Raw genomic sequence first — 18,276 nt, 5'->3', positions numbered from 1 at the left:
CAATGCGGGTGGGAGATGCAGGTCAATCGAGGAACGTGACGAGCGCTCATCCTGCCTTAAATGCAGCCTGCGCGTCTCGCGGCAAATGAGCCTGCGGCGCGACTATAAAGCGCGTTTTATAGGTTTAAAAATAATATAAATTTAGTTTGTTATTCCTTTTAGTTTGGTTGGTTGAGTTGTGTACTCACCTCGCAAACTGTAGCCGCTGCCGAGTGGGCTCGGCAGCGGCTACGACGGCTACGGAAGCTCAGGCGAAGGCGCCGGCGTAGGCGAATAGGGCTGGGGCGCCGCCGGTGTGGAGAAAGATGATCGGGCCGTCATTGAAACGCTGGCGGCCGACGCCGTCGAGCAGGCCGGCCATGGCTTTGCCGGTGTAGACCGGGTCCAGCAGCAGGCCCTCCTGGCTGGCCAGCAATTTCACCGCGGCCAGGGTGCCGGCATTCGGCTCGCCATAGCGCGGGGCGAAATATTCGTCCCACAGTTCCACCTTGAAACTCGCCGGCAGCTCGACGCCCAGCAATTGGGCAGTGCGTTCGGCCAGGCCCTGGACCTTTGGCCGTTGGGCTTCATCGGTGCGCGACACGGTCACCCCGATCACCGGCAACTGTGGCAACGCCTCGCTCAACGCCAGGGCCAGGCCGCTGTGGGTGCCGGCGCTGCCCGAGGCCAGGACCACGGCGGCGAATTCCAGGCCGCTGTCCTTGATCTGCTCGGCCAGCTCCAGGCCCGCACGCACATAACCCAGGGCGCCGAGGGCGTTGGAACCGCCAATCGGCACCAGATAGGGCTTCTTGCCATTGCTGCGCAGGCGCTCGGCCAGGGCCTGCAATTGCTCGTCGGCGTGGTCCAGGTTGTCCACCAACTCGACCTTGGCGTCGAACAGGTCCAGCAGCAGGCGGTTGCCGCTGTGCAGGTAATGGCTGTCTTCAGTGCCGATGGGGTTTTCCAGCAGGGCGACGCAACCCAGGCCCAGCTTGGCCGCCAGGGCGGCGGTCTGGCGCACGTGGTTGGACTGGATGGCCCCGGCGGTAATCAGGGTGTCGGCGCCCGCCGCCAAGGCATCCGCCGCCAGGTATTCGAGCTTGCGCAATTTATTGCCGCCCATGGCCAGCGGCGTGGTGTCGTCGCGTTTGACGTAGATATCGCGCCCGAGCCAGGTGGACAGGCGCTCGAGTTTTTCCAGGGCGGTGGCGTGGCCAAGCAGGTCGAGTCGGTCGAAGCGGGCTAGCTGTTGTTTGATCATGGGGGCGCACGGGCTGATGGGATGCGGGGACTATAGGCAGCGATATTTGCCCGGGCAACCGTCAATCGCATATGTCAAAAAGTGCTAAGGCCCGCACAATTAGTTCTTAATTTTGCCTGCGGCCCATACCGTAAAGTGGATGCCGTTTCCGTAGCCAGACTGTCCGGCTACCTGAGTGAGGAGTGTTGAGCGTGAGCGAGCGATCCAGCCATTGGCAACTGCAGACCATCGTCGGCCAACTGCGTGATGCCCGCGACCAGTGGCGTACCCGCAATGGTCGTGTCAGTGGCGAACAGGGCGGCCGGGAACTGCCGTCCCGAGCGGCCATGGCCGAGATTCTCGAAGCCTTGTGCGGTGCCTTGTTCCCCATGCGCCTGGGCCCGGTAGACCTGCGCGAGGAAAGCGAAGACTTCTACGTCGGCCACACCCTGGACGCCGCCCTCAATGCGCTGCTGGCCCAGACTCGCCTCGAACTGCGCTACGCGACCCGCCATGGCGGTGAGCAGGCCGAGGACGTCGAGGCCAAGGCCATCCGCATCATCCAGGACTTCGCCCTGGCCCTGCCGGGCCTGCGGGTGCTGCTCGATACCGACGTGCTGGCGGCCTACCACGGCGACCCCGCGGCGCGCAGCGTGGATGAAGTGCTGCTGTGCTACCCGGGGATTCTGGCGGTGATTCACCATCGCCTGGCGCACCACCTGTACCGCGCCGGGTTGCCGCTGCTGGCGCGGATCAGCTCGGAAATTGCCCACTCGGCGACCGGCATCGATATTCACCCGGGCGCGCAGATCGGCCGCAGTTTCTTTATCGACCACGGGACCGGTGTGGTGATCGGTGAAACCGCGATCATCGGCGAGCGGGTGCGGATTTATCAGGCTGTGACCCTGGGCGCCAAACGCTTCCCGGCGGACGAGGACGGGCAGTTGCAGAAGGGCCATCCCCGGCACCCGATCGTCGAGGACGATGTGGTGATCTACGCCGGCGCGACGATTCTGGGGCGCATCACCATCGGCCAGGGTTCGACCATCGGCGGCAACGTCTGGCTGACCCGCAGCGTGCCGGCCGGCTGCAACCTGACCCAGGCCAATCTGCAGCATGACGATGGGACGCAGAAGTAACACTGCGCCCACCTGACGCCACGCGCAGCCCTGTAGCCGCTGCCGAGCCCACGAGGCTGCGCTGGCCCTGTGCAACACCTTGCGCCCACCTGACACCCCTCGGCGCCCTCGCGGCCCAGCGGCAGCGGCCACGGTCGACAATGATTTTTCTGCGGAACGATCCCGTCACGCCTACGTCATACCCTTCCTTGAGCTAGCGTACTGAAGGTACCGCTGAGCCTTGCGATTAGTCCTCGAACCCCCATCCATGTTTAACTTGAACGCTCGTTCAAGTTAAATCGGTAGTTCGCTGCCCGCTCACAACAGGAGGCTTGCCTTTGCTGAGTCCGTTTATTTCAGCCACGTCCAACCCGTTTGAGGTGCACCTTTCATGAGTGCGTCGCCTACTCCCGTCAACAGTCAAATTCGCATGAATCCGCCGGTGTTCTACTTCGCGGCGAGCTTTATCCTGATCTTCGGCCTGGTGGTCATCACCCTGCCGCAACAGGCCGGCGCCTGGCTCCTGGCAGCGCAAAACTGGGCGGCCAACACGGTCGGCTGGTACTACATGCTGGCGATGACCCTGTATCTGGTCTTCGTGGTGGTCACCGCCTTGTCCGGCTACGGCAAGATCAAGCTCGGTGCCGACCACGACGAACCCGAATTCAGTTACCTGTCCTGGGCCGGCATGCTGTTCGCCGCCGGGATCAGCATCACCCTGTTCTTCTTCTGCGTCTCCGAACCCCTGACCCACATGCTGCAACCGCCCCAGGGCGAGGCCGGCACCGCCGACGCCGCGCGCCAGGCCATGCAGTTGCTGTTCCTGCACTGGGGCCTGCACGGCTGGGGCGTGTTCGCTTTCGTCGGCATGGCCCTGGCGTACTTCGCCTACCGGCATAACCTGCCGCTGGCCCTGCGTTCGGCGCTGTACCCGCTGATCGGCAAGCGCATCAACGGCCCCATCGGCTATGCGGTGGATGGCTTCGGCATCATCGCCACGGTGTTCGGCCTGGGCGCCGACATGGGCTTTGGCGTTCTGCACCTCAACTCCGGGCTGGATTACCTGTTCGGCATCGCTCATACCCAGTGGATCCAGGTCGGCCTGATCACCCTGATGATGGGCGCGGCGATCCTGGTCGCGGTGGCCGGGGTCGACAAGGGCGTGCGGGTGATGTCCGACATCAACATGCTGCTGGCGGTGGCGCTGCTGCTGTTCGTGTTGTTCGCCGGGCCGACCCAGCACCTGCTCAACACCTTGATCCAGAACATCGGCGACTACCTCGGCGCGCTGCCGACCAAGAGTTTCGACGTCTACGCCTACGACAAACCCAGCGACTGGCTGGGTGGCTGGACGGTGTTCTACTGGGCCTGGTGGATTGCATGGTCGCCATTCGTGGGCTTGTTCATCGCACGGATTTCACGTGGCCGCACCATCCGTGAGTTCGTCTTCGGCGTGCTGCTGATTCCCCTGGGTTTCACCCTGGCCTGGATGTCGATCTTCGGCAACAGCGCCATCGATCAGGTGCTCAACCACGGCATGAGCGCCCTGGGCATGAGCGCGCTCGACAACCCGTCGATGACCCTCTACCTGCTGCTGGAAACCTACCCCTGGGGCAAGACCGTGATTGCGGTCACGGTGTTTATCAGCTTTGTGTTCTTCGTCACCTCGGCCGACTCCGGCACCGTGGTGCTCTCGACCCTGTCGGCCAAGGGCGGCAGTGCCGATGAAGACGGGCCGAAATGGCTGCGGGTGTTCTGGGGCGCGATGACCGCGCTGGTGACCAGCGCGCTGTTGTTCGCCGGCAGCATCGATTCGCTCAAGTCAGCGGTGGTGCTGACCTCGTTGCCGTTCTCGCTGATTCTGTTGCTGATGATGTGGGGGCTGCACAAGGCCTTCTACCTCGAATCGCAGAAGCGCATCGCCCAGTTGCATTCCCTGGCACCGGTGGCGGCCTCGTCGCGTCGGGGCAAGGGTGGCTGGCGCCAGCGCCTGAGCCAGGCGGTGCACTTTCCATCGCGTGACGAGGTGTACCGCTTCCTCGACCAGACGGTGCGCCCGGCGATCGAAGAGGTGAGTGCGGTGTTCGTCGAGAAGGGTCTGAATGTGGTGACCCAGCCCGACCCGGCCAACGACAACGTCAGCCTCGAGATCGGCCACGGCGACCAGCATCCGTTCATCTACCAGGTGCAGATGCGCGGTTACTTTACGCCGTCCTTTGCCCGTGGCGGCATGGGCCCGAAAGAGCTGCGCAACCGCCGCTACTACCGGGCCGAGGTGCACCTGAGCGAGGGCAGCCAGGATTACGACCTGATGGGCTACACCAAAGAGCAGATCATCAACGACATCCTCGACCAGTACGAACGCCATATGCAGTTCCTGCACCTGGTGCGTTGATCGGGGGCGCCGTGGCGGGGGCACAGGCTCCCCGGCACGGCTTCAGGGCCGGGTCGACAGCAGATACAGGGCCAAGGCCACCACCGGCACCACGAACACCAGGCTGCCGACCACCAGCTCCGAGCGCAGGGGCTGGTTGGCGGTGACTACACCCACCGTCCCGTTGATCACCGTCAGTGCCAGCCACAGGCCGACGAAGCTGTAGGTCAGGGCCTGGCGGTTGATACCGATCTTGTTGCCGATAAACAGCATCAGCGCCAGCAGAAGCAGGCCGAAGGTGATGACGATGGTGGTGTGCATGATGGATACCGCCCTATGGGAAAACCGGCTGGCCAGTGACAGGGCGGCCGTGGCGCACCCTTCAACGAGCATAGGCCCCAGCGCCGCGCTCGACCTCAAACCAGCCCGCCGTTGGTGCGCAAAATCTGCCCGTTCACCCAATCCGCCGCCGGGCTCACCAGGAAGGCAATGACCTGGGCGATGTCTTCCGGCTGGCCGAGGCGTTCCAGGGGCGGCATCTTGGCGAAGGCCTGAATCTGCTCCTCGCTCTTGCCCTGCAGGAACAGCTCGGTCGCCACCGGCCCCGGCGCCACGGCGTTGACCGTGATGTTGCGCCCGCGCAGTTCCTTGGCGAACACCTGGGTCAGGGATTCCACCGCGGCCTTGCTGGCGATGTACACCGCATAGCCCGGCAGGTTGAGGCCGACCGTGCTGCTGGAAAAATTGACGATGCGGCCGCCGTCATTCAGGCGCGTGGCGGCTTCGCGCAGGGTATTGAAAGTGCCTCGGGTGTTGATGGCGAAGGTCTGCTCGAACAGCTCGTCGCTGTGTTGCGCCAGGGGCAGGACCTTGAGGATGCCGGCGTTGTTGATCAGTACATCGACCTTGCCCAGCTTGGCTTCGGTCTCATCGAACAGCCGACGCACGTCCTCGCCATTGGCCACGTCGGCCTTGATCGCGATGGCCTGGTGCCCGGCCTGGCGCAGCTCCACCACCAGCCTTGAGGCTTCGTCGGCGCTGTTGGCGTAATTGATCGCGACGGCAAAACCCTGGCTCGCCAACTGCCGGGCGATCACCGCGCCGATACCGCGGGAGGCGCCGGTGACGATGGCTACTTTGCGTTGTTCAGTGGTCATGGTTCAGGTTCCTGTGGCTCAAGGTGGATGTGGGTGTGGCAGCAGATTCACATGGTTGCCCGGATCGATAAATGCAGCGAAGTTGCCTTGACTGTTCAATAATCGCCAACAATCGAAGCTCTGGAGGTGCTGATGGATCAGGTCAAGGCGATGAAGGTTTTTGTGCGCATCTACGAGCGCAGCAGTTTCACTCTAGCCGCCGCGGACCTGAACCTGCCGCGGGCGACCCTGACCCACACCCTCAACCAGTTCGAGGCCTGGCTCGGGACGCGGTTGCTGGAACGCAGCACGCGCCGGGTGCGCCCGACCCTGGATGGCGAGGCCTACTACCGGCGTTGCGTGCAGTTGCTGGCGGAGCTGGAGGAGGCCGAGCTGGCGTTTCGCGAAGTGGTGCCCAAGGGGCTGCTGCGGGTCGATCTGCACGGGACCCTGGCCAAGTACTTTGTGATTCCGGCGTTGCCGCAATTCATGGCGCGTTATCCACAGATCGAGCTATCGCTCAGCGAATCCGATCGTTTTGTCGACCTGATCGCCGAAGGCGTGGACTGCGTGCTGCGGGCGGGCACCCTCGGGGATTCGGCGCTGATCGGCCGGCGGGTCGCCAACCTGCGCCAGGTGACCTGTGCCAGCCCCGATTACCTGCGGCGCTTTGGCGAGCCCGAGCGCCTTGCCGATCTGAGCCACCATCGCGCGGTGAACTACGTATCGCGCACCACGGCCAAGCTGTTCCCGTTCGAATTCATGGTGGCGGGCCAACGGCAGGAAGTGGCCATCGACGGTGCGCTTTCAGTGTTCGGCGCCGAGGTCTACAAGGCGTCGGCGGTGGCCGGCCTGGGCATCATCCAGTGCCCGCATTACGGCGTCGCGCAGCAGATGGCCCAGGGCCTGTTGCAGGAAATCCTGGTCGAGACCCCACCGCCGCCGATGCCGGTGTCAGTGCTCTACTCGCACAATCGCCATATGTCGCCCAGGGTCCGGGTGTTTGTCGACTGGCTGGCGCAGGTGTTTGCCCAGGCGGATTGAACGGACGCCCGCCCGGCAAAATTTGATTGCTTGATGTGTATAGTGTGTATTAGTCTCTGGCTGTTGGTTAGAGTGCCTGTTCGATGGGTATCGAAGGGCAGGGATATGCGCAGTCGCGACATGATCAGGATGATCGAGGCCAATGGTTGGTATCGGGTTGCAATCAAGGGCAGTCACCATCAGTACCGGCATCCGTACAGGCCGGGGCGGGTGACGGTTCCGCTTCCTGATTCGGATCTGCCCAGGGGCACGATCAACAGCATATTGAGACAGGCGGGCTTGAGATGAGCTGCGACCTGCAAGAGGAGCCCAACGTCATGAAATTCCCAGTCGTACTGCACAAGGACGCCGACTCCGAATACGGCGTGACAGTCCCGGATGTGCCGGGTTGTTTTTCCGCCGGGAAAACCGTGTCCCTGGCGTTCGAGAACATCAAGGAGGCCCTGTCCCTGCACTACGAGGGGTTGGTGGCCGATGGCGAGCCGCTGCCCCAGGTGCATGAAATTGACGACCACCTGCACAACCCCGACTACGCGGGGGGCGTATGGGGCGTGGTGGAGTTTGATGTGGCGCCCTATTTCGGCAAGTCGGTGCGCTTCAACGCCACCTTGCCCGAGCAACTGCTGGAGCGCATCGACCAGACCGTAAAGCGCGACCAGCGCTACCGCTCGCGCTCCGGCTTCCTCGCCGCCGCCGCCCTGCGCGAGCTCGCCCTGTAGCCGCCGTACCCGCTGCCGAGCGCGCGAGGCTGCGCTGGTCCTCCAGATCGCCGTTCAAGTGTCAGGTGTACAACCGGCATCCGAACGCCCCCCGAGCCTGCGGCAGCACCCACAGCCCAGCAGAAGTCAGGTGCTTTCGCGCTCGATCACTTGGCACTGCAACAGGTTCAGGCGTTGTACTTCGTCTGCCACCGGCAACACGCCCAGGCTCTGCAGGACGCGGGTGGCGGCGAGTACGCCGATCTCCAGGGCGGGTGGCTTGATGGTGCTCAGGCTGGGCAGCAGCATCTCGGCGAAAGGGTAGTCGCCAAAGCCCAGTACCGCGCAATCGGCGGGGATCTGCAGGCCGGCCCGTTGCGCAGCCAGCGAGCCGCCGGCGGCCAGGTTGTCGTTGGCGAAAATGATTGCGTCAGGTCGCGGGCTGGCCTGCATCAGCGCGTGCATCGCCTGTTTGCCGGCCTCGAACGGCGCGCGGTCGGCGTCCGGGGTAAAGATCCAGGGTTCCAGCCCTAACCCGCGCAGTGTGGCGGCGTAGCCCTCGCTGCGCTCCAGGGCGCTGAGGTCGCCGGGCGCGCTGTTGAGCACGAAAGCGATGCGTCGATAGCCTTTTCCGTGCAGGTAGTTCGCCGCGCTGACCCCGACCTGATGATGGGAAAATCCGATCTGCACCGGCGCCCGATCCGGCTGGTAATCCCAGGTTTCGATCAGCGGGATATCGGCCTCGGCGAGCATCTTCTCCGTGCCCGGGCTATGAAAGTGGCTGGTCAGCACCAGCGCCGCCGGTGACCAGCCGAGAAAGGCCCGCACGGCGCTTTCTTCCTGGGCCACGTCGAAATAACTGGAGGCCAGCAGCAGTTGATAGCCATGGCGGCTGAGGGTGTCGCTGAAGCCCTGGATGGTGCTGGCAAAGATTGGCCCGGAGATGTTCGGGATCACCATGGCCACGATCCTGCCCCGTGCCGAGGCCAGGCCGCCGGCCACCAGATTGGGCACATAGCCCAATTCCGCCACCACCTGGGCGATGCGTTCGCGAAGCTCGGCGGACACGCTCTCGGGCTGGTTGAAGTAGCGCGATACGGTGATGGCCGAGACCTCGGCCTGCCTGGCCACGGTGTTCAGGGTCACCCGTCCGGCGCCGCGGCGTTTGCGGCCTGGAGTGTTCTCGGTGGTCAAGGGCGCGATCCTTTATTCAAACCAAAAAGCATATAAAAGTAATTTTTCAGTATTGGACGGTCTATGACCGTCTTGCAGATACTGCCGATGTTAGCGCTAACAAGGCGTCGTGTCTGCTACTCGCTCGAGCGAATGCCCAAGACAGATATTCAGGCGCTGCCGGCGCAGATCGGCAGCGGTTCAGGGCATTTTTCCAGCAGGCAGACCATGCATAACATTCTTGGGGATCAGCAAAAACTGGCGCAATCGATTCGCGCCGCCACACCGCGCCGGCCGCACCTGGGCTGGTTGCTGGCAGGGCTGGCCGCACTGCCGCTGCCGGGGGCATATGCCGCTGATCCCGCGACCGCTGTCGCAGAGCAGGAGCCAACCCTGAAGTCGGTGACCGTCACCGCCACCCGCCGCGAAGAGTCACTGCAAAAAGTGCCGGTTGCAGTCTCGGTGGTGGATGGCGAACAGCTCGAGCGGGACAACCGCAATGGCGTGGCGAGCATCGTGCAGCAGGTGCCGTCGCTGAATTTCCGCACCGGTGCCTCGAACAAGGACACCTCGCTGTTCATTCGTGGCGTGGGCACCATTTCCACGTCGCCGGGCGTCGAGCCGACCGTGGCCACCGTGATCGACGGCGTGGTCTACGCCCGTCCGGGCCAGGCCACCCTCGACCTGCTGGACCTGGAGCGCATCGAAGTCCTGCGCGGGCCCCAAGGCACCCTGTTCGGCAAGAACGCGTCGGCCGGGGTGCTGAACATCGTGACCAAGGCGCCCACCGCCGAGACCCGCGGCTATATCGACCAGGGCTATTACAGCGGCAATGAAAGCCGCACCCGCTTCGGCATCGGCGGCAGCCTGATTCCCGATACGCTCAAGGGCTCGCTGACCACCTTGTTTGGCAGCTACGACGGTAACGTCGACAACCAGCACAACGGTCAGGAGGTCAACGGCTACAACCGCAAAGGCGTGCGCGGCAAGCTGGAATTCACCCCCAGTGACGACCTCAAGCTGACCCTGGCCGCCGACTACATGCAGTCCCATGACGACGCGCCCAATGGCGTGGTGAGCAAGGCGCTGACGCCGGCTTTTGCCGGTGCCCTGAACCCGGTGCGGGCCAGCAGTGACAACCGCGATATCAGCACCGACACCCGCAGCCATGTCGAAGACATCAACAAGGGCCTGTCGGCCCAGCTCGACTGGAACCTGGGCGATTACACCCTGACCTCAATCACCGCCTGGCGCGGCTGGAACAACACCCAGTACCAGGATGGCGACCGCCTGGGCACCGTCACCGCAGCCTTCCCCGGCACCGCCGACAAGGGCGACCTGGACTTCAACCAGTACTCGCAAGAGCTGCGCCTGGCTTCACCCAAGGGGCAGTTCCTGGAGTACGTCGGCGGCGTGTTCTACATGCATGGCAAGGATGAAGAAACCTACCGGCGCACCCTGACCACGACCACCAGCGTCAACCGCGGCATTGCCGACTACAGCACCCGCAGCGACAGCTACTCGGCGTTCGGCGAGACCACCCTGAACTTCACCTCCAGCCTGCGGGGCATCGCCGGCCTGCGCTGGACCCATGACCAGCTGGAATACGAGCACCGCCGCAGTTCCACCTCGGCGGTGCAGGTCAGCGGCATCCAGCCGGCCACCAGCAGCTCCGGCTCGGTGGATGAAGACGGCTGGTCCGGGCGCCTGGGTCTGCAATACGACCTGAGCGACACGGTGACCACTTACCTGACCTATTCCCGTGGCTACAAGGGCCCGGCCTACAACGTGTTCTTCAATATGCAGCCGCGTGACACCGATGCGCTGAAGCCGGAAACCTCCAATACCTGGGAGGCCGGGATCAAGGCCACCAGTTGGAACAATCGCCTGACCACCAACCTTGCGGTGTTCCACAGCGCCTACGACAACTATCAGGCCAACTTCTTCGACACCGTGGCCGGGCAAGTCGTGACGCGCCTGATCAACGCCGGCAGCGTCAGCACTGAGGGGGTCGAGCTGGACTACGCGTTGCAGGCCACCCAGCAACTGAAGCTGTCCGGGGCCCTGGCCTACACCCGGGCGCGCATCGATGAGTTCGCCTGCCCCGCGGGTGCGGCGGCCTCGTGCAACGTCAATGGCAAGCCGCTGCCCTTCAGCCCGGACTGGAAAAGCTACGTGCGTGCCGATTACACCATCCCGCTGGATAACGGTCTGGATATCGAACTGGGCACCGACTACAGCTGGCAAAGCGAGGTGCAGTACGACATCAGCCAGAACGTCGACACCAAACAGGGCGCCTACGGCATCTGGAACGCCAGCGTGGCCCTGGCCGACTACAGCAACGGCTGGCGCGTGGCCCTCTTGGGCAAGAACCTGGCCGACAAGTCCTATTCGCCCTTGCTGGCCAGCGGCGGCAGCTACATTTACCGCGCTGTACCACGGGATGACGAGCGTTACTTCGGTGTACAGCTGCGCAAGGATTTCTAAGGAGCGGCCGGCTTGGCCCGGGAGTGCGTCCTGCTCTCGGGCCCGGCTGCTGCGCCCCGTTATGCGTGAATCAAGGAGTGCTGCATGACCCAACCTGCTCGCCAACTCAAGCTGGGTGCGTTTTTGATGGCTACAGGCCATCACGTGGCTGCCTGGCGCCACCCGTACGTACCGGCAGACGCCGGACTGGACTTTGCCGCGTACAAGCAGCTGGCGCAGATTGCCGAGAGCGCGTTGTTTGACGCGCTGTTCGTGGCCGACAGCATCGCCGCGCCAACAGGCGCCATCGCCAGCCGTATGGCGCGTTCAGACCACTTCGAGCCCCTGACCCTGCTCTCTGCCTTGAGCGCTGTGACCCAGCATATAGGGCTTATTGCCACGGCTTCGACCAGTTATAACGATCCGTACCACGTAGCACGTAAGTACGCATCATTGGATCATTTGTCGGGTGGCCGGGCCGGTTGGAACCTGGTGACTTCCGATAATGCCGCCGAAGCGCAGAACTTCGGGCGCGACCAGCACATCGGTCACGCTGAGCGCTACAGCCGGGCCCGGGAGTTTCATCAGGTGGTCACCGGGCTATGGGACAGTTGGCAGGACGATGCCTTTGTCCGCGACAAGGCCAGCGGCCAGTACTACGACCCGGCCAAGCTGCATGTGCTGAACCACCGGGGCGAGCACTTTCGGGTCCAGGGGCCGCTGAACGTGGCGCGCCCGCCCCAGGGCTACCCGGTGATTGTCCAGGCCGGCTCGTCGCCTATCGGCCGCGAGCTGGCGGCGCAGACCGCCGAAGTGGTGTTCACCGCGCAAAGCTCCCTGGCCAGTGCCCAGGCGTTCTATGCCGACCTCAAGGGGCGCCTGGCGCAGTACGGGCGCAGCCCTGAATCACTGAAGATCATGCCGGGGGTGTTTGTGGTGGTAGGGCAAAGCGAGAGCGAGGCCCGGGACAAGTTCGAGTCGTTCCAGGCACTGGTCGAGCCTGAGGTGGGCGTGGCTTTGCTCGGGCGGATGCTGGGTAACTTCGACCTGTCGCATTACCCGCTGGATGGCCCGTTGCCTGAGTTGCCGTTGACCGAAAGCGGCCAGCAGAGCCGGCAGAAACTGCTCACCGATCTGGCTGGGAAGGACAACCTGACCCTGGCCGAACTGGGGCGAAAAATCGCCGGCGGCCGCGGTCATTACAGCCTGATCGGCACCCCGTCGCAGATTGCCGACGAGCTGCAAGCCTGGTTCGAAGAGGGCGCTGCCGATGGCTTCAACGTGCTGGTGCCGCACCTGCCGGGAGGGTTGCAGGACTTTGCCGAGGGCGTGGTCCCGGAACTGCAACGCCGTGGCCTGTTCAGAACAGAATACGAAGGCCGCACGCTGCGGGAGAACCTGGGGCTGGCGCGGCCGAACAATCAGTTTCAGCCTCAATGACGCCGGGGTTGCCGCAAGGCGGCGACCGCGGTAAATCCAAGTTTCAGCAACACCCAAACGAGAGAGGATTCGATGACTTACCTGGCTGCCGAAAACCGCTACGACTCCATTCCTTACCGCCGCGTCGGCCGCAGCGGGCTGGTGCTGCCGGCACTGTCCCTGGGCCTGTGGCACAACTTCGGCGACAGCACGCCGATCGACACCCAGCGCGCGCTGCTGCGCACCGCCTTTGACCTTGGCATCAACCATTTCGATCTGGCCAACAACTACGGCCCGCCCTACGGCAGCGCCGAAATCAACTTCGGCCGCCTGCTGCGTGAAGACTTCAAGCAGTACCGCGACGAGTTGATCATTTCCAGCAAGGCCGGCTGGGACATGTGGCCGGGCCCTTACGGCCAGGGCGGCGGTTCGCGCAAATACGTGCTGGCCAGCCTCGACCAGAGCCTGCAGCGCCTCGGGCTGGACTACGTGGATATCTTCTATTCGCACCGCTTCGACCCGGACACCCCGCTGGAAGAAACCGCCAGCGCCCTGGCCACGGCGGTGCAGCAGGGCAAGGCCCTGTACATCGGCATCTCCTCGTATTCCGGGGTCAAGACCCGCGAGATCGCGGCCCTGCTCAAGGAGTGGAAAGTGCCGCTGCTGATCCACCAGCCGGCCTACAACCTGCTCAACCGCTGGGTGGAAAAAGACCTGCTGGACACCACCGAGGAACTGGGTGCGGGCGTGATTGCGTTCACCCCGCTGGCCCAGGGGCTGTTGACCGACAAGTACCTCAACGGCATCCCCGAAGATGCGCGGGTCAACCGCCCGGGGGGTGGCTCGCTGCAGGCGGCTCATCTGTCAGAGGCCAATATCACCCACGTCCGCGCCTTGAATGAAATTGCCAAGCGCCGTGGCCAAAGCCTGGCGCAACTGGCCCTGGCCTGGACCCTGCGCGACCCGCGGGTGACCTCGGCGCTGATCGGCGCGAGCCGCCCGGAGCAGATCATCGAAAACGTCGGGGCGTTGCAGAACCTGAACTTCAGCGCTGAAGAGCTGGCGGAAATCGATCGCTTTGCCCTGGAAGGCGGGATCAACCTCTGGGAAAAACCGTCGACCGCCGAATAGGCCTCAATGGGGCTGGCGCCGGCCCGGCGGGTCGGCGTTCAGTGCTGCGGCGGGAGGCTAAATCTCCAGCGGCCGCCAGGGATTGATCAGGTCGACGCCCGACTCTTCGAAATCCCTGATATTGCGCGTGGCCAGGGCGGCGTCGTGGGTGCGGCAGATCGCTGCGATCTGCGCATCGGCCATGCTCATGGGGCGTCCGGCTTGACCTCGGGTGGTCATCAGGTGGGCGTAGTACAAGGCTGCGGGGGTATCGAAGGGCAGTATCCGTTCGCCGAAATCCTCTTCGAACATGATCATGGCCGACTCGTGGAGGTCCCGTTGACGCTGGCCGTTGGGCAGGCGCGCCACGCCGTGGAGAATCTCGGCCATGGTGATCGAACTTATGCACAGGTCATCGGTGCGTTGCGTGCTTATCCACAGGACAACCGTCGGTTCGGGCTTGGGTCGCATCAGCTCCGAGAGCACGTTGGTATCGAGCAGGATCATTGGCCAAGATCCACCAACCGTCCCGGCTCCTTGCGTTCAGGCAGATCAAGCTCGACCCCGCCAAGACCCGCAAAGCGCGAGCGGATCCGGCTGGCCAGGTCTTGATCGTTCGAGGGTTTAGTCAGCGCCCTGCGCAAAATCAACCGCGCCTCTTCTTCCATGGAATGGCCGTTATGTGCGGCCTCGATGCGCAGGCGCTCTTTGATCTGATCGTCCAGGTTGCGGATGGTGAGGCTGGCCATGGGCATGCTCCGAGTGCAATCAATGAAATCATTGCGAGCATAATCGTTTTGTTCGCAGAGGACGGGCCGTTGGTCGTACCAGCGGTGGTGGCCGTCCTAGAACGGCACATCCCCGACAATGGTCGCGCGCTGCATCACCCGGCGTTGTGGGCGGTAGTCGTCGACGGCGTAGTGCTGGGTCACGCGGTTGTCCCAGAACGCCACGTCGTTTTTCTGCCAGCGCCAGCGGATGGTGAATTCCGGGCGGGTGGCGTGGGCGAACAGCAGTTTCAGAATGGCTTCGCTTTCGGTCTCCGACAGCTCGTTGATCCGGGTGGTGAAGCCTTCGTTGACGAACAGCGACTTGCGCCCGCTGACCGGGTGGGTGCGGATCACCGGATGGGACAGGGGCGGGTTGTTGCGCCGGGTCTGTTCCCAGCGCGCCAGGTCTTCGGGGGTATTGCCGAAGCGCTCCAGGGGAAAGGACTTGGTGAAGTCGTGGGTCGCGGTCAGGCCCTGCAGCAGCCCTTTGAGCGGCGCCGACAGGGCCTCATAGGCGGCAATGCCGCTGGCCCACAGGGTGTCGCCGCCAAACTCCGGCAGCAGCTTGGCGCTGAGCACGGCGCCCAGGGCCGGGGTCGGCAGGAAGGTGACGTCGGTGTGCCAGATGGCGTTGTCGCGCACGTCGGTTTCGGCGGTGTCGAGGATCAGCACCTCGGGTTGCTCCGGCACATTGGGGTAGATCGGGTGAATGTGCAGATCGCCAAAATTCGCTGCGAACCGCGCCTGCTGCTGCGGGGTGATCGGCTGGTCGCGCAAGAACAGCACCTGGTGCTTGAGCAGCGCCTGCTCGATGGCATCGCGCTGTTCCACATTCAGCGGCTGGCTGAGATCGACGCCACTGATCTGGGCGCCGAGGGCGGAGCTTAAGGGGGTGATGGTCAGGCTCATGGTCATTCTCGAAGTCGGCGCCGAAGGAGTGGCGTGGTCAGATAGCGTGTCATTGCCGGTCTACGGACCCGTAATCGCTGTCGATAGGCTGCGCTGGCCCTGGAGAACGCCCTGTGTACACCTGACACACTCACGGTGTTCTTGGGGGGCAGCGCAGCCTGTGGCAGCGGCTACAGGGGTTCAGTGGGACTGGCCGTGCCAGGGCACGAGTTTGCGTTGCAGGGCGCGCAGGCCCATTTCCATGCTGAAGGCGATCAGGGCGATGACCAGGATCCCCAGCACCACCACGTCGGTGACCAGGAACTGCGCTGCGGACTGCACCATGAATCCCAGGCCGCTGGTGGCGGCGATCAATTCGGCGGCGACCAGGGTCGACCAGCCCACACCCAGGCCAATCCGTACCCCGGTGAGGATATCCGGCAGGGCGCTGGGCAAAATCACATGGCGAATCAGCTGTGCCCGGGTCGCGCCCAGGGACTGCGCCGCGCGCAGTTTGGCCGGATCCACGGTGCGCACGCCGGTGGCGGTGGCGATGGCAATCGGGGCGAAGATCGCCAGATAGATCAGCAGCACCTTGGACAACTCGCCAATGCCGCACCAGATCACGATCAGCGGCAGGTAGGCCAGGGGTGGAATCGGCCGGTAGAACTCGATCAGCGGGTCGAGCACGCCACGGGCGATGCGGTTGGCGCCGATGGCGATGCCCACCGGAATCGCCGTCAGCACGGCAAAGCCCAGGGCCAGGCCGATGCGTTGCAGGCTCGCCGCCAGGTGCTGCCACAGGGTGGAATCCATATAGCCGCTGGTTGCCAGCAGCCAGCCTTTTTGCAGCACGGCAGCAGGCGGCGGCAGGAACAGGGGCTCGATCCAGCCGCTGGCGGTCACTGCCCACCACAGGGCGAGCAGGGTGACCAGGGTCAGCAGGCTGATCCAGCGCGTACTCAGGTTGCGGCGCACGGGGATCACCGCGGTGGGCTGGGCAGGGGCGGTCGCGGTGGCGGGAATCTGGTAGCTGCTCATGCGCGCTCCTGGCGCTCGGCGGCGCCGCGTTGGGAAAACACTCTGGACAGCACGTGTTCGCGGGTTTCGATAAAACGCGGATCAGACTTGATGGCCCGCGCCGATTCACCGGCCGCGTAGCGCTGGCCGAAGTCCAGGCTCAGGCGCTCGACGATCTGCCCCGGATTGGGCGCCAGCAGAATCAGATCGGTGGCGAGAAATACCGCCTCTTCGATGTCATGGGTAATCAGGAATGTGGGCTTGGCGGTGCGCTGCCAGACTTGCAGCAGCAGCTCCTGCATCTGTTCGCGGGTAAAGGCATCGAGGGCGCCGAAGGGTTCGTCCATCAGCAGTACCCGTGGGTCGGCCGCCAGGGCGCGGGCCAGGCCGACGCGTTGTTTCTGGCCGCCGGAAAGCTGCCAGATACGTCGCGTGTCAAACCCGGCCAGGTCCACCAGGGCAAGCATTTCCCGGGCGCGGGTTTCGCGCTTGTCGCGGGCGATGCCGGCCAGCTCCAGGCCGAAGCCGACGTTGGCCAGCACGTCCTGCCAGGGCAGCAGGGCATCGTCCTGGAACACCACGCCGCGCTCGGCGCTCGGCCCCTTGATGGGCACGCCATCGAGGGTGATGCGCCCGGCACTGGGCTCGACGAACCCGGCAATCAGGTTCAGCAGCGAGGTCTTGCCGCTGCCCGAGGGGCCCAGGGCGACCAGCAGTTGCTGTGGCCCAAGGCTCAGGGAAATATCCGCCAGCACCGGCTCGGCCGCGCCGGGGTACTGTGCGCTGATGCGCTCCAGTTGTAGCAAGGCCATGACGGCTATCTCCTCTCCCGACGGGTTTCAGTTAGTGATGAACTTGGCGCTGACAAAGGGCGCGTAATCCGGCAGCACGGCTTCAACCTTGCCTTGCTCCTTGAGGAACACCGCGGTGTCGGTGATGGCCTTGGTGGTCGGTGCGCCCAGGCTGATGACCTGATCGGCGGCCAGTGGGTAGACGTTGCCTTGCAGCAGCAGCGGAATGTCGCTGGCCTTGGCGCCGGAGAGTTTCACCAGCTTGTCGACATTGCTCTGATTGGCCAGCCAGGCTTGTGGGTCTTTACGGTAATCGGCGTAGGCATCCAGGGTGACTTTGGCGAAAGCCGTGACGATTTCCGGGTGCTTCTCGGCAAAATCCTTACGCACGATCCAGGCATCGAAGGTCGGAGCGCCGAACTTGGCCAGTTCGCCAGAGGTGATCAGCACCTTGCCGTTTTCCTTGGCCACGCCCAGTGCCGGATCCCAGACATAAGTCGCGTCGATGTCGCCGCGTTTCCAGGCCGCGATGATCGCCGGGGGGGCCAGGTTGAGAATCTGTACTTTCGAAGGGTCGATGTTCCAGTGCTTGAGCGCTGCCAACAGGCTGTAGTGCCCGGTGGAGACGAAGGGCACGGCGATTTTCTTGCCGATCAAGTCCTGCGGGCCTTTGATCCCCGAACCTTCGCGAGCCACCAGGGCTTCGGCCGCGCCGATCTGGGTGGCGATCAGGAAGGTCTGTACCGGCACCTTGCGGGTGATTGCCGCGGTCAGGGGGCTGGAACCGAGGTAGCCGATCTGCACGTCGCCGGAGGCGATGGCGGCAATGATGTCGGCGCCGTTATCGAATTTGCGCCAGTCGATCTTGGCTTGGGTGGCTTTTTCATAAGCGCCGTCGGCCTGGGCGACTTTGGCCGGGTCGACGGTGGTCTGGTAGGCAACGGTAAAGTCGGCCGCCTGGGCGAACAGACTCGCAGCCGCCAGGGAAGCGGCCGCCAGGAGGCGAAGGGGGAAATGCAGTTTCATGGAGGTGCTCCTCATAGGCGG

General features: G+C 64.0%; 18 protein-coding genes. 8 read left to right on the top strand and 10 right to left on the bottom strand.

Annotation, left to right across the window (positions count from 1 at the left end; all coding sequences use genetic code 11):
- Positions 1-247: 247 nt before the first annotated feature.
- Positions 248-1,243, bottom strand: coding sequence for a D-cysteine desulfhydrase (locus tag ACOZJV_RS31705; protein WP_421549326.1), 996 nt, complete (start codon positions 1,241-1,243; stop codon positions 248-250).
- Between the two features lie 191 nt (positions 1,244-1,434).
- Here ACOZJV_RS31705 and epsC point away from each other — a divergent pair, with 191 nt between their 5' ends.
- Together epsC and betT are read left to right on the top strand one after the other, a co-directional pair.
- Complete coding sequence (epsC, locus tag ACOZJV_RS31700) at positions 1,435-2,361, top strand: serine O-acetyltransferase EpsC (RefSeq protein ID WP_020299790.1); 927 nt, start codon at positions 1,435-1,437, stop codon at positions 2,359-2,361.
- A 409-nt stretch (positions 2,362-2,770) separates the two neighbouring features.
- Positions 2,771-4,735, top strand: coding sequence for a choline transporter BetT (betT, locus tag ACOZJV_RS31695; RefSeq protein WP_020299791.1), 1,965 nt, complete (start codon positions 2,771-2,773; stop codon positions 4,733-4,735).
- A gap of 42 nt (positions 4,736-4,777) precedes the next feature.
- On the opposite strand, the gene ACOZJV_RS31690 is transcribed toward betT, so the two are convergent.
- Both ACOZJV_RS31690 and ACOZJV_RS31685 read right to left on the bottom strand, forming a co-directional pair.
- Complete coding sequence (locus tag ACOZJV_RS31690; RefSeq protein WP_421549325.1) at positions 4,778-5,035, bottom strand: hypothetical protein; 258 nt, start codon at positions 5,033-5,035, stop codon at positions 4,778-4,780.
- Positions 5,036-5,130: 95 nt separating this feature from the next.
- Positions 5,131-5,871, bottom strand: a complete 741-nt coding sequence (locus ACOZJV_RS31685) for an SDR family oxidoreductase (protein ID WP_421549324.1) — start codon at positions 5,869-5,871, stop codon at positions 5,131-5,133.
- Positions 5,872-6,003: 132 nt separating this feature from the next.
- On the opposite strand from ACOZJV_RS31685, the gene ACOZJV_RS31680 reads away from it, so the two are divergent.
- From ACOZJV_RS31680 to ACOZJV_RS31670, 3 genes are all read left to right on the top strand, one after another.
- Complete coding sequence (locus ACOZJV_RS31680) at positions 6,004-6,894, top strand: LysR family transcriptional regulator (protein WP_421549323.1); 891 nt, start codon at positions 6,004-6,006, stop codon at positions 6,892-6,894.
- A gap of 105 nt (positions 6,895-6,999) precedes the next feature.
- The gene (locus ACOZJV_RS31675; RefSeq protein WP_421549322.1) at positions 7,000-7,182 is read left to right on the top strand and encodes a type II toxin-antitoxin system HicA family toxin; all 183 of its coding nucleotides are present in this window, start codon (positions 7,000-7,002) and stop codon (positions 7,180-7,182) included.
- A 29-nt stretch (positions 7,183-7,211) separates the two neighbouring features.
- Entirely contained in the window at positions 7,212-7,613 is a 402-nt protein-coding gene (locus ACOZJV_RS31670) for a type II toxin-antitoxin system HicB family antitoxin (protein ID WP_043230523.1), read from the top strand.
- 126 nt (positions 7,614-7,739) lie between these two features.
- On the opposite strand, the gene ACOZJV_RS31665 is transcribed toward ACOZJV_RS31670, so the two are convergent.
- Complete coding sequence (locus ACOZJV_RS31665; protein WP_421549321.1) at positions 7,740-8,786, bottom strand: LacI family DNA-binding transcriptional regulator; 1,047 nt, start codon at positions 8,784-8,786, stop codon at positions 7,740-7,742.
- Positions 8,787-8,993: 207 nt separating this feature from the next.
- Here ACOZJV_RS31665 and ACOZJV_RS31660 point away from each other — a divergent pair, with 207 nt between their 5' ends.
- From ACOZJV_RS31660 to mgrA, 3 genes are all read left to right on the top strand, one after another.
- A complete protein-coding gene (locus ACOZJV_RS31660; RefSeq protein ID WP_421549381.1) occupies positions 8,994-11,252 on the top strand; it encodes a TonB-dependent receptor in 2,259 nt (752 codons plus the stop codon).
- Positions 11,253-11,336: 84 nt separating this feature from the next.
- Complete coding sequence (locus ACOZJV_RS31655) at positions 11,337-12,671, top strand: LLM class flavin-dependent oxidoreductase (protein WP_078469272.1); 1,335 nt, start codon at positions 11,337-11,339, stop codon at positions 12,669-12,671.
- 72 nt (positions 12,672-12,743) lie between these two features.
- Positions 12,744-13,781, top strand: coding sequence for an L-glyceraldehyde 3-phosphate reductase (gene mgrA / locus ACOZJV_RS31650; RefSeq protein WP_078469273.1), 1,038 nt, complete (start codon positions 12,744-12,746; stop codon positions 13,779-13,781).
- Between the two features lie 57 nt (positions 13,782-13,838).
- On the opposite strand, the gene ACOZJV_RS31645 is transcribed toward mgrA, so the two are convergent.
- From ACOZJV_RS31645 to tauA, 6 genes are all read right to left on the bottom strand, one after another.
- On the bottom strand, positions 13,839-14,267 hold the full coding sequence (locus ACOZJV_RS31645; RefSeq protein WP_421549320.1) for a type II toxin-antitoxin system VapC family toxin: 429 nt from the start codon (positions 14,265-14,267) through the stop codon (positions 13,839-13,841).
- Complete coding sequence (locus tag ACOZJV_RS31640) at positions 14,264-14,509, bottom strand: FitA-like ribbon-helix-helix domain-containing protein (protein WP_078469275.1); 246 nt, start codon at positions 14,507-14,509, stop codon at positions 14,264-14,266. The genes ACOZJV_RS31645 and ACOZJV_RS31640 overlap by 4 nt, the downstream gene beginning before the upstream one ends.
- A gap of 96 nt (positions 14,510-14,605) precedes the next feature.
- The gene (gene tauD, locus ACOZJV_RS31635; RefSeq protein WP_020299803.1) at positions 14,606-15,439 is read right to left on the bottom strand and encodes a taurine dioxygenase; all 834 of its coding nucleotides are present in this window, start codon (positions 15,437-15,439) and stop codon (positions 14,606-14,608) included.
- 180 nt (positions 15,440-15,619) lie between these two features.
- Positions 15,620-16,459 (bottom strand): taurine ABC transporter permease TauC, encoded by an 840-nt coding sequence (gene tauC, locus ACOZJV_RS31630; RefSeq protein ID WP_078469276.1) that lies wholly within the window; start codon positions 16,457-16,459, stop codon positions 15,620-15,622.
- Positions 16,456-17,250, bottom strand: a complete 795-nt coding sequence (tauB, locus tag ACOZJV_RS31625; RefSeq protein ID WP_078469277.1) for a taurine ABC transporter ATP-binding subunit — start codon at positions 17,248-17,250, stop codon at positions 16,456-16,458. The genes tauC and tauB overlap by 4 nt, the downstream gene beginning before the upstream one ends.
- Before the next feature lie 27 nt (positions 17,251-17,277).
- Positions 17,278-18,255 carry a taurine ABC transporter substrate-binding protein gene (gene tauA / locus ACOZJV_RS31620; protein WP_020299806.1) on the bottom strand — a complete coding sequence of 326 codons (978 nt, stop codon included), beginning with the start codon at positions 18,253-18,255 and terminating at the stop codon, positions 17,278-17,280.
- Between the last annotated feature and the right edge of the window lie 21 nt (positions 18,256-18,276).

The sequence above is a fragment of the Pseudomonas sp. QD4 genome, from assembly GCF_049199125.1.
In the GTDB taxonomy this organism is placed as follows: Bacteria; Pseudomonadota; Gammaproteobacteria; order Pseudomonadales; family Pseudomonadaceae; genus Aquipseudomonas.
The sequence above is the reverse complement of the archived record's forward strand: the minus strand, read 5'-3'. Positions and strand labels throughout refer to the sequence as shown.

Excerpts from the sequence above, each read along its gene's own strand:
- tauC (WP_078469276.1), bottom strand. The coding sequence starts at position 16,459 with ATGAGCAGCTACCAGATTCCCGCCACCGCGACCGCCCCTGCCCAGCCC.
- ACOZJV_RS31675 (WP_421549322.1), top strand. The coding sequence starts at position 7,000 with ATGCGCAGTCGCGACATGATCAGGATGATCGAGGCCAATGGTTGGTAT.
- tauA (WP_020299806.1), bottom strand. The coding sequence starts at position 18,255 with ATGAAACTGCATTTCCCCCTTCGCCTCCTGGCGGCCGCTTCCCTGGCG.
- ACOZJV_RS31660 (WP_421549381.1), top strand. The coding sequence starts at position 8,994 with ATGCATAACATTCTTGGGGATCAGCAAAAACTGGCGCAATCGATTCGC.
- betT (WP_020299791.1), top strand. The coding sequence starts at position 2,771 with ATGAATCCGCCGGTGTTCTACTTCGCGGCGAGCTTTATCCTGATCTTC.
- ACOZJV_RS31690 (WP_421549325.1), bottom strand. The coding sequence starts at position 5,035 with ATGCACACCACCATCGTCATCACCTTCGGCCTGCTTCTGCTGGCGCTG.
- ACOZJV_RS31685 (WP_421549324.1), bottom strand. The coding sequence starts at position 5,871 with ATGACCACTGAACAACGCAAAGTAGCCATCGTCACCGGCGCCTCCCGC.
- ACOZJV_RS31680 (WP_421549323.1), top strand. The coding sequence starts at position 6,004 with ATGGATCAGGTCAAGGCGATGAAGGTTTTTGTGCGCATCTACGAGCGC.
- ACOZJV_RS31670 (WP_043230523.1), top strand. The coding sequence starts at position 7,212 with ATGAAATTCCCAGTCGTACTGCACAAGGACGCCGACTCCGAATACGGC.
- ACOZJV_RS31705 (WP_421549326.1), bottom strand. The coding sequence starts at position 1,243 with ATGATCAAACAACAGCTAGCCCGCTTCGACCGACTCGACCTGCTTGGC.
- tauB (WP_078469277.1), bottom strand. The coding sequence starts at position 17,250 with ATGGCCTTGCTACAACTGGAGCGCATCAGCGCACAGTACCCCGGCGCG.
- mgrA (WP_078469273.1), top strand. The coding sequence starts at position 12,744 with ATGACTTACCTGGCTGCCGAAAACCGCTACGACTCCATTCCTTACCGC.
- ACOZJV_RS31640 (WP_078469275.1), bottom strand. The coding sequence starts at position 14,509 with ATGGCCAGCCTCACCATCCGCAACCTGGACGATCAGATCAAAGAGCGC.
- tauD (WP_020299803.1), bottom strand. The coding sequence starts at position 15,439 with ATGAGCCTGACCATCACCCCCTTAAGCTCCGCCCTCGGCGCCCAGATC.
- ACOZJV_RS31655 (WP_078469272.1), top strand. The coding sequence starts at position 11,337 with ATGACCCAACCTGCTCGCCAACTCAAGCTGGGTGCGTTTTTGATGGCT.
- ACOZJV_RS31645 (WP_421549320.1), bottom strand. The coding sequence starts at position 14,267 with ATGATCCTGCTCGATACCAACGTGCTCTCGGAGCTGATGCGACCCAAG.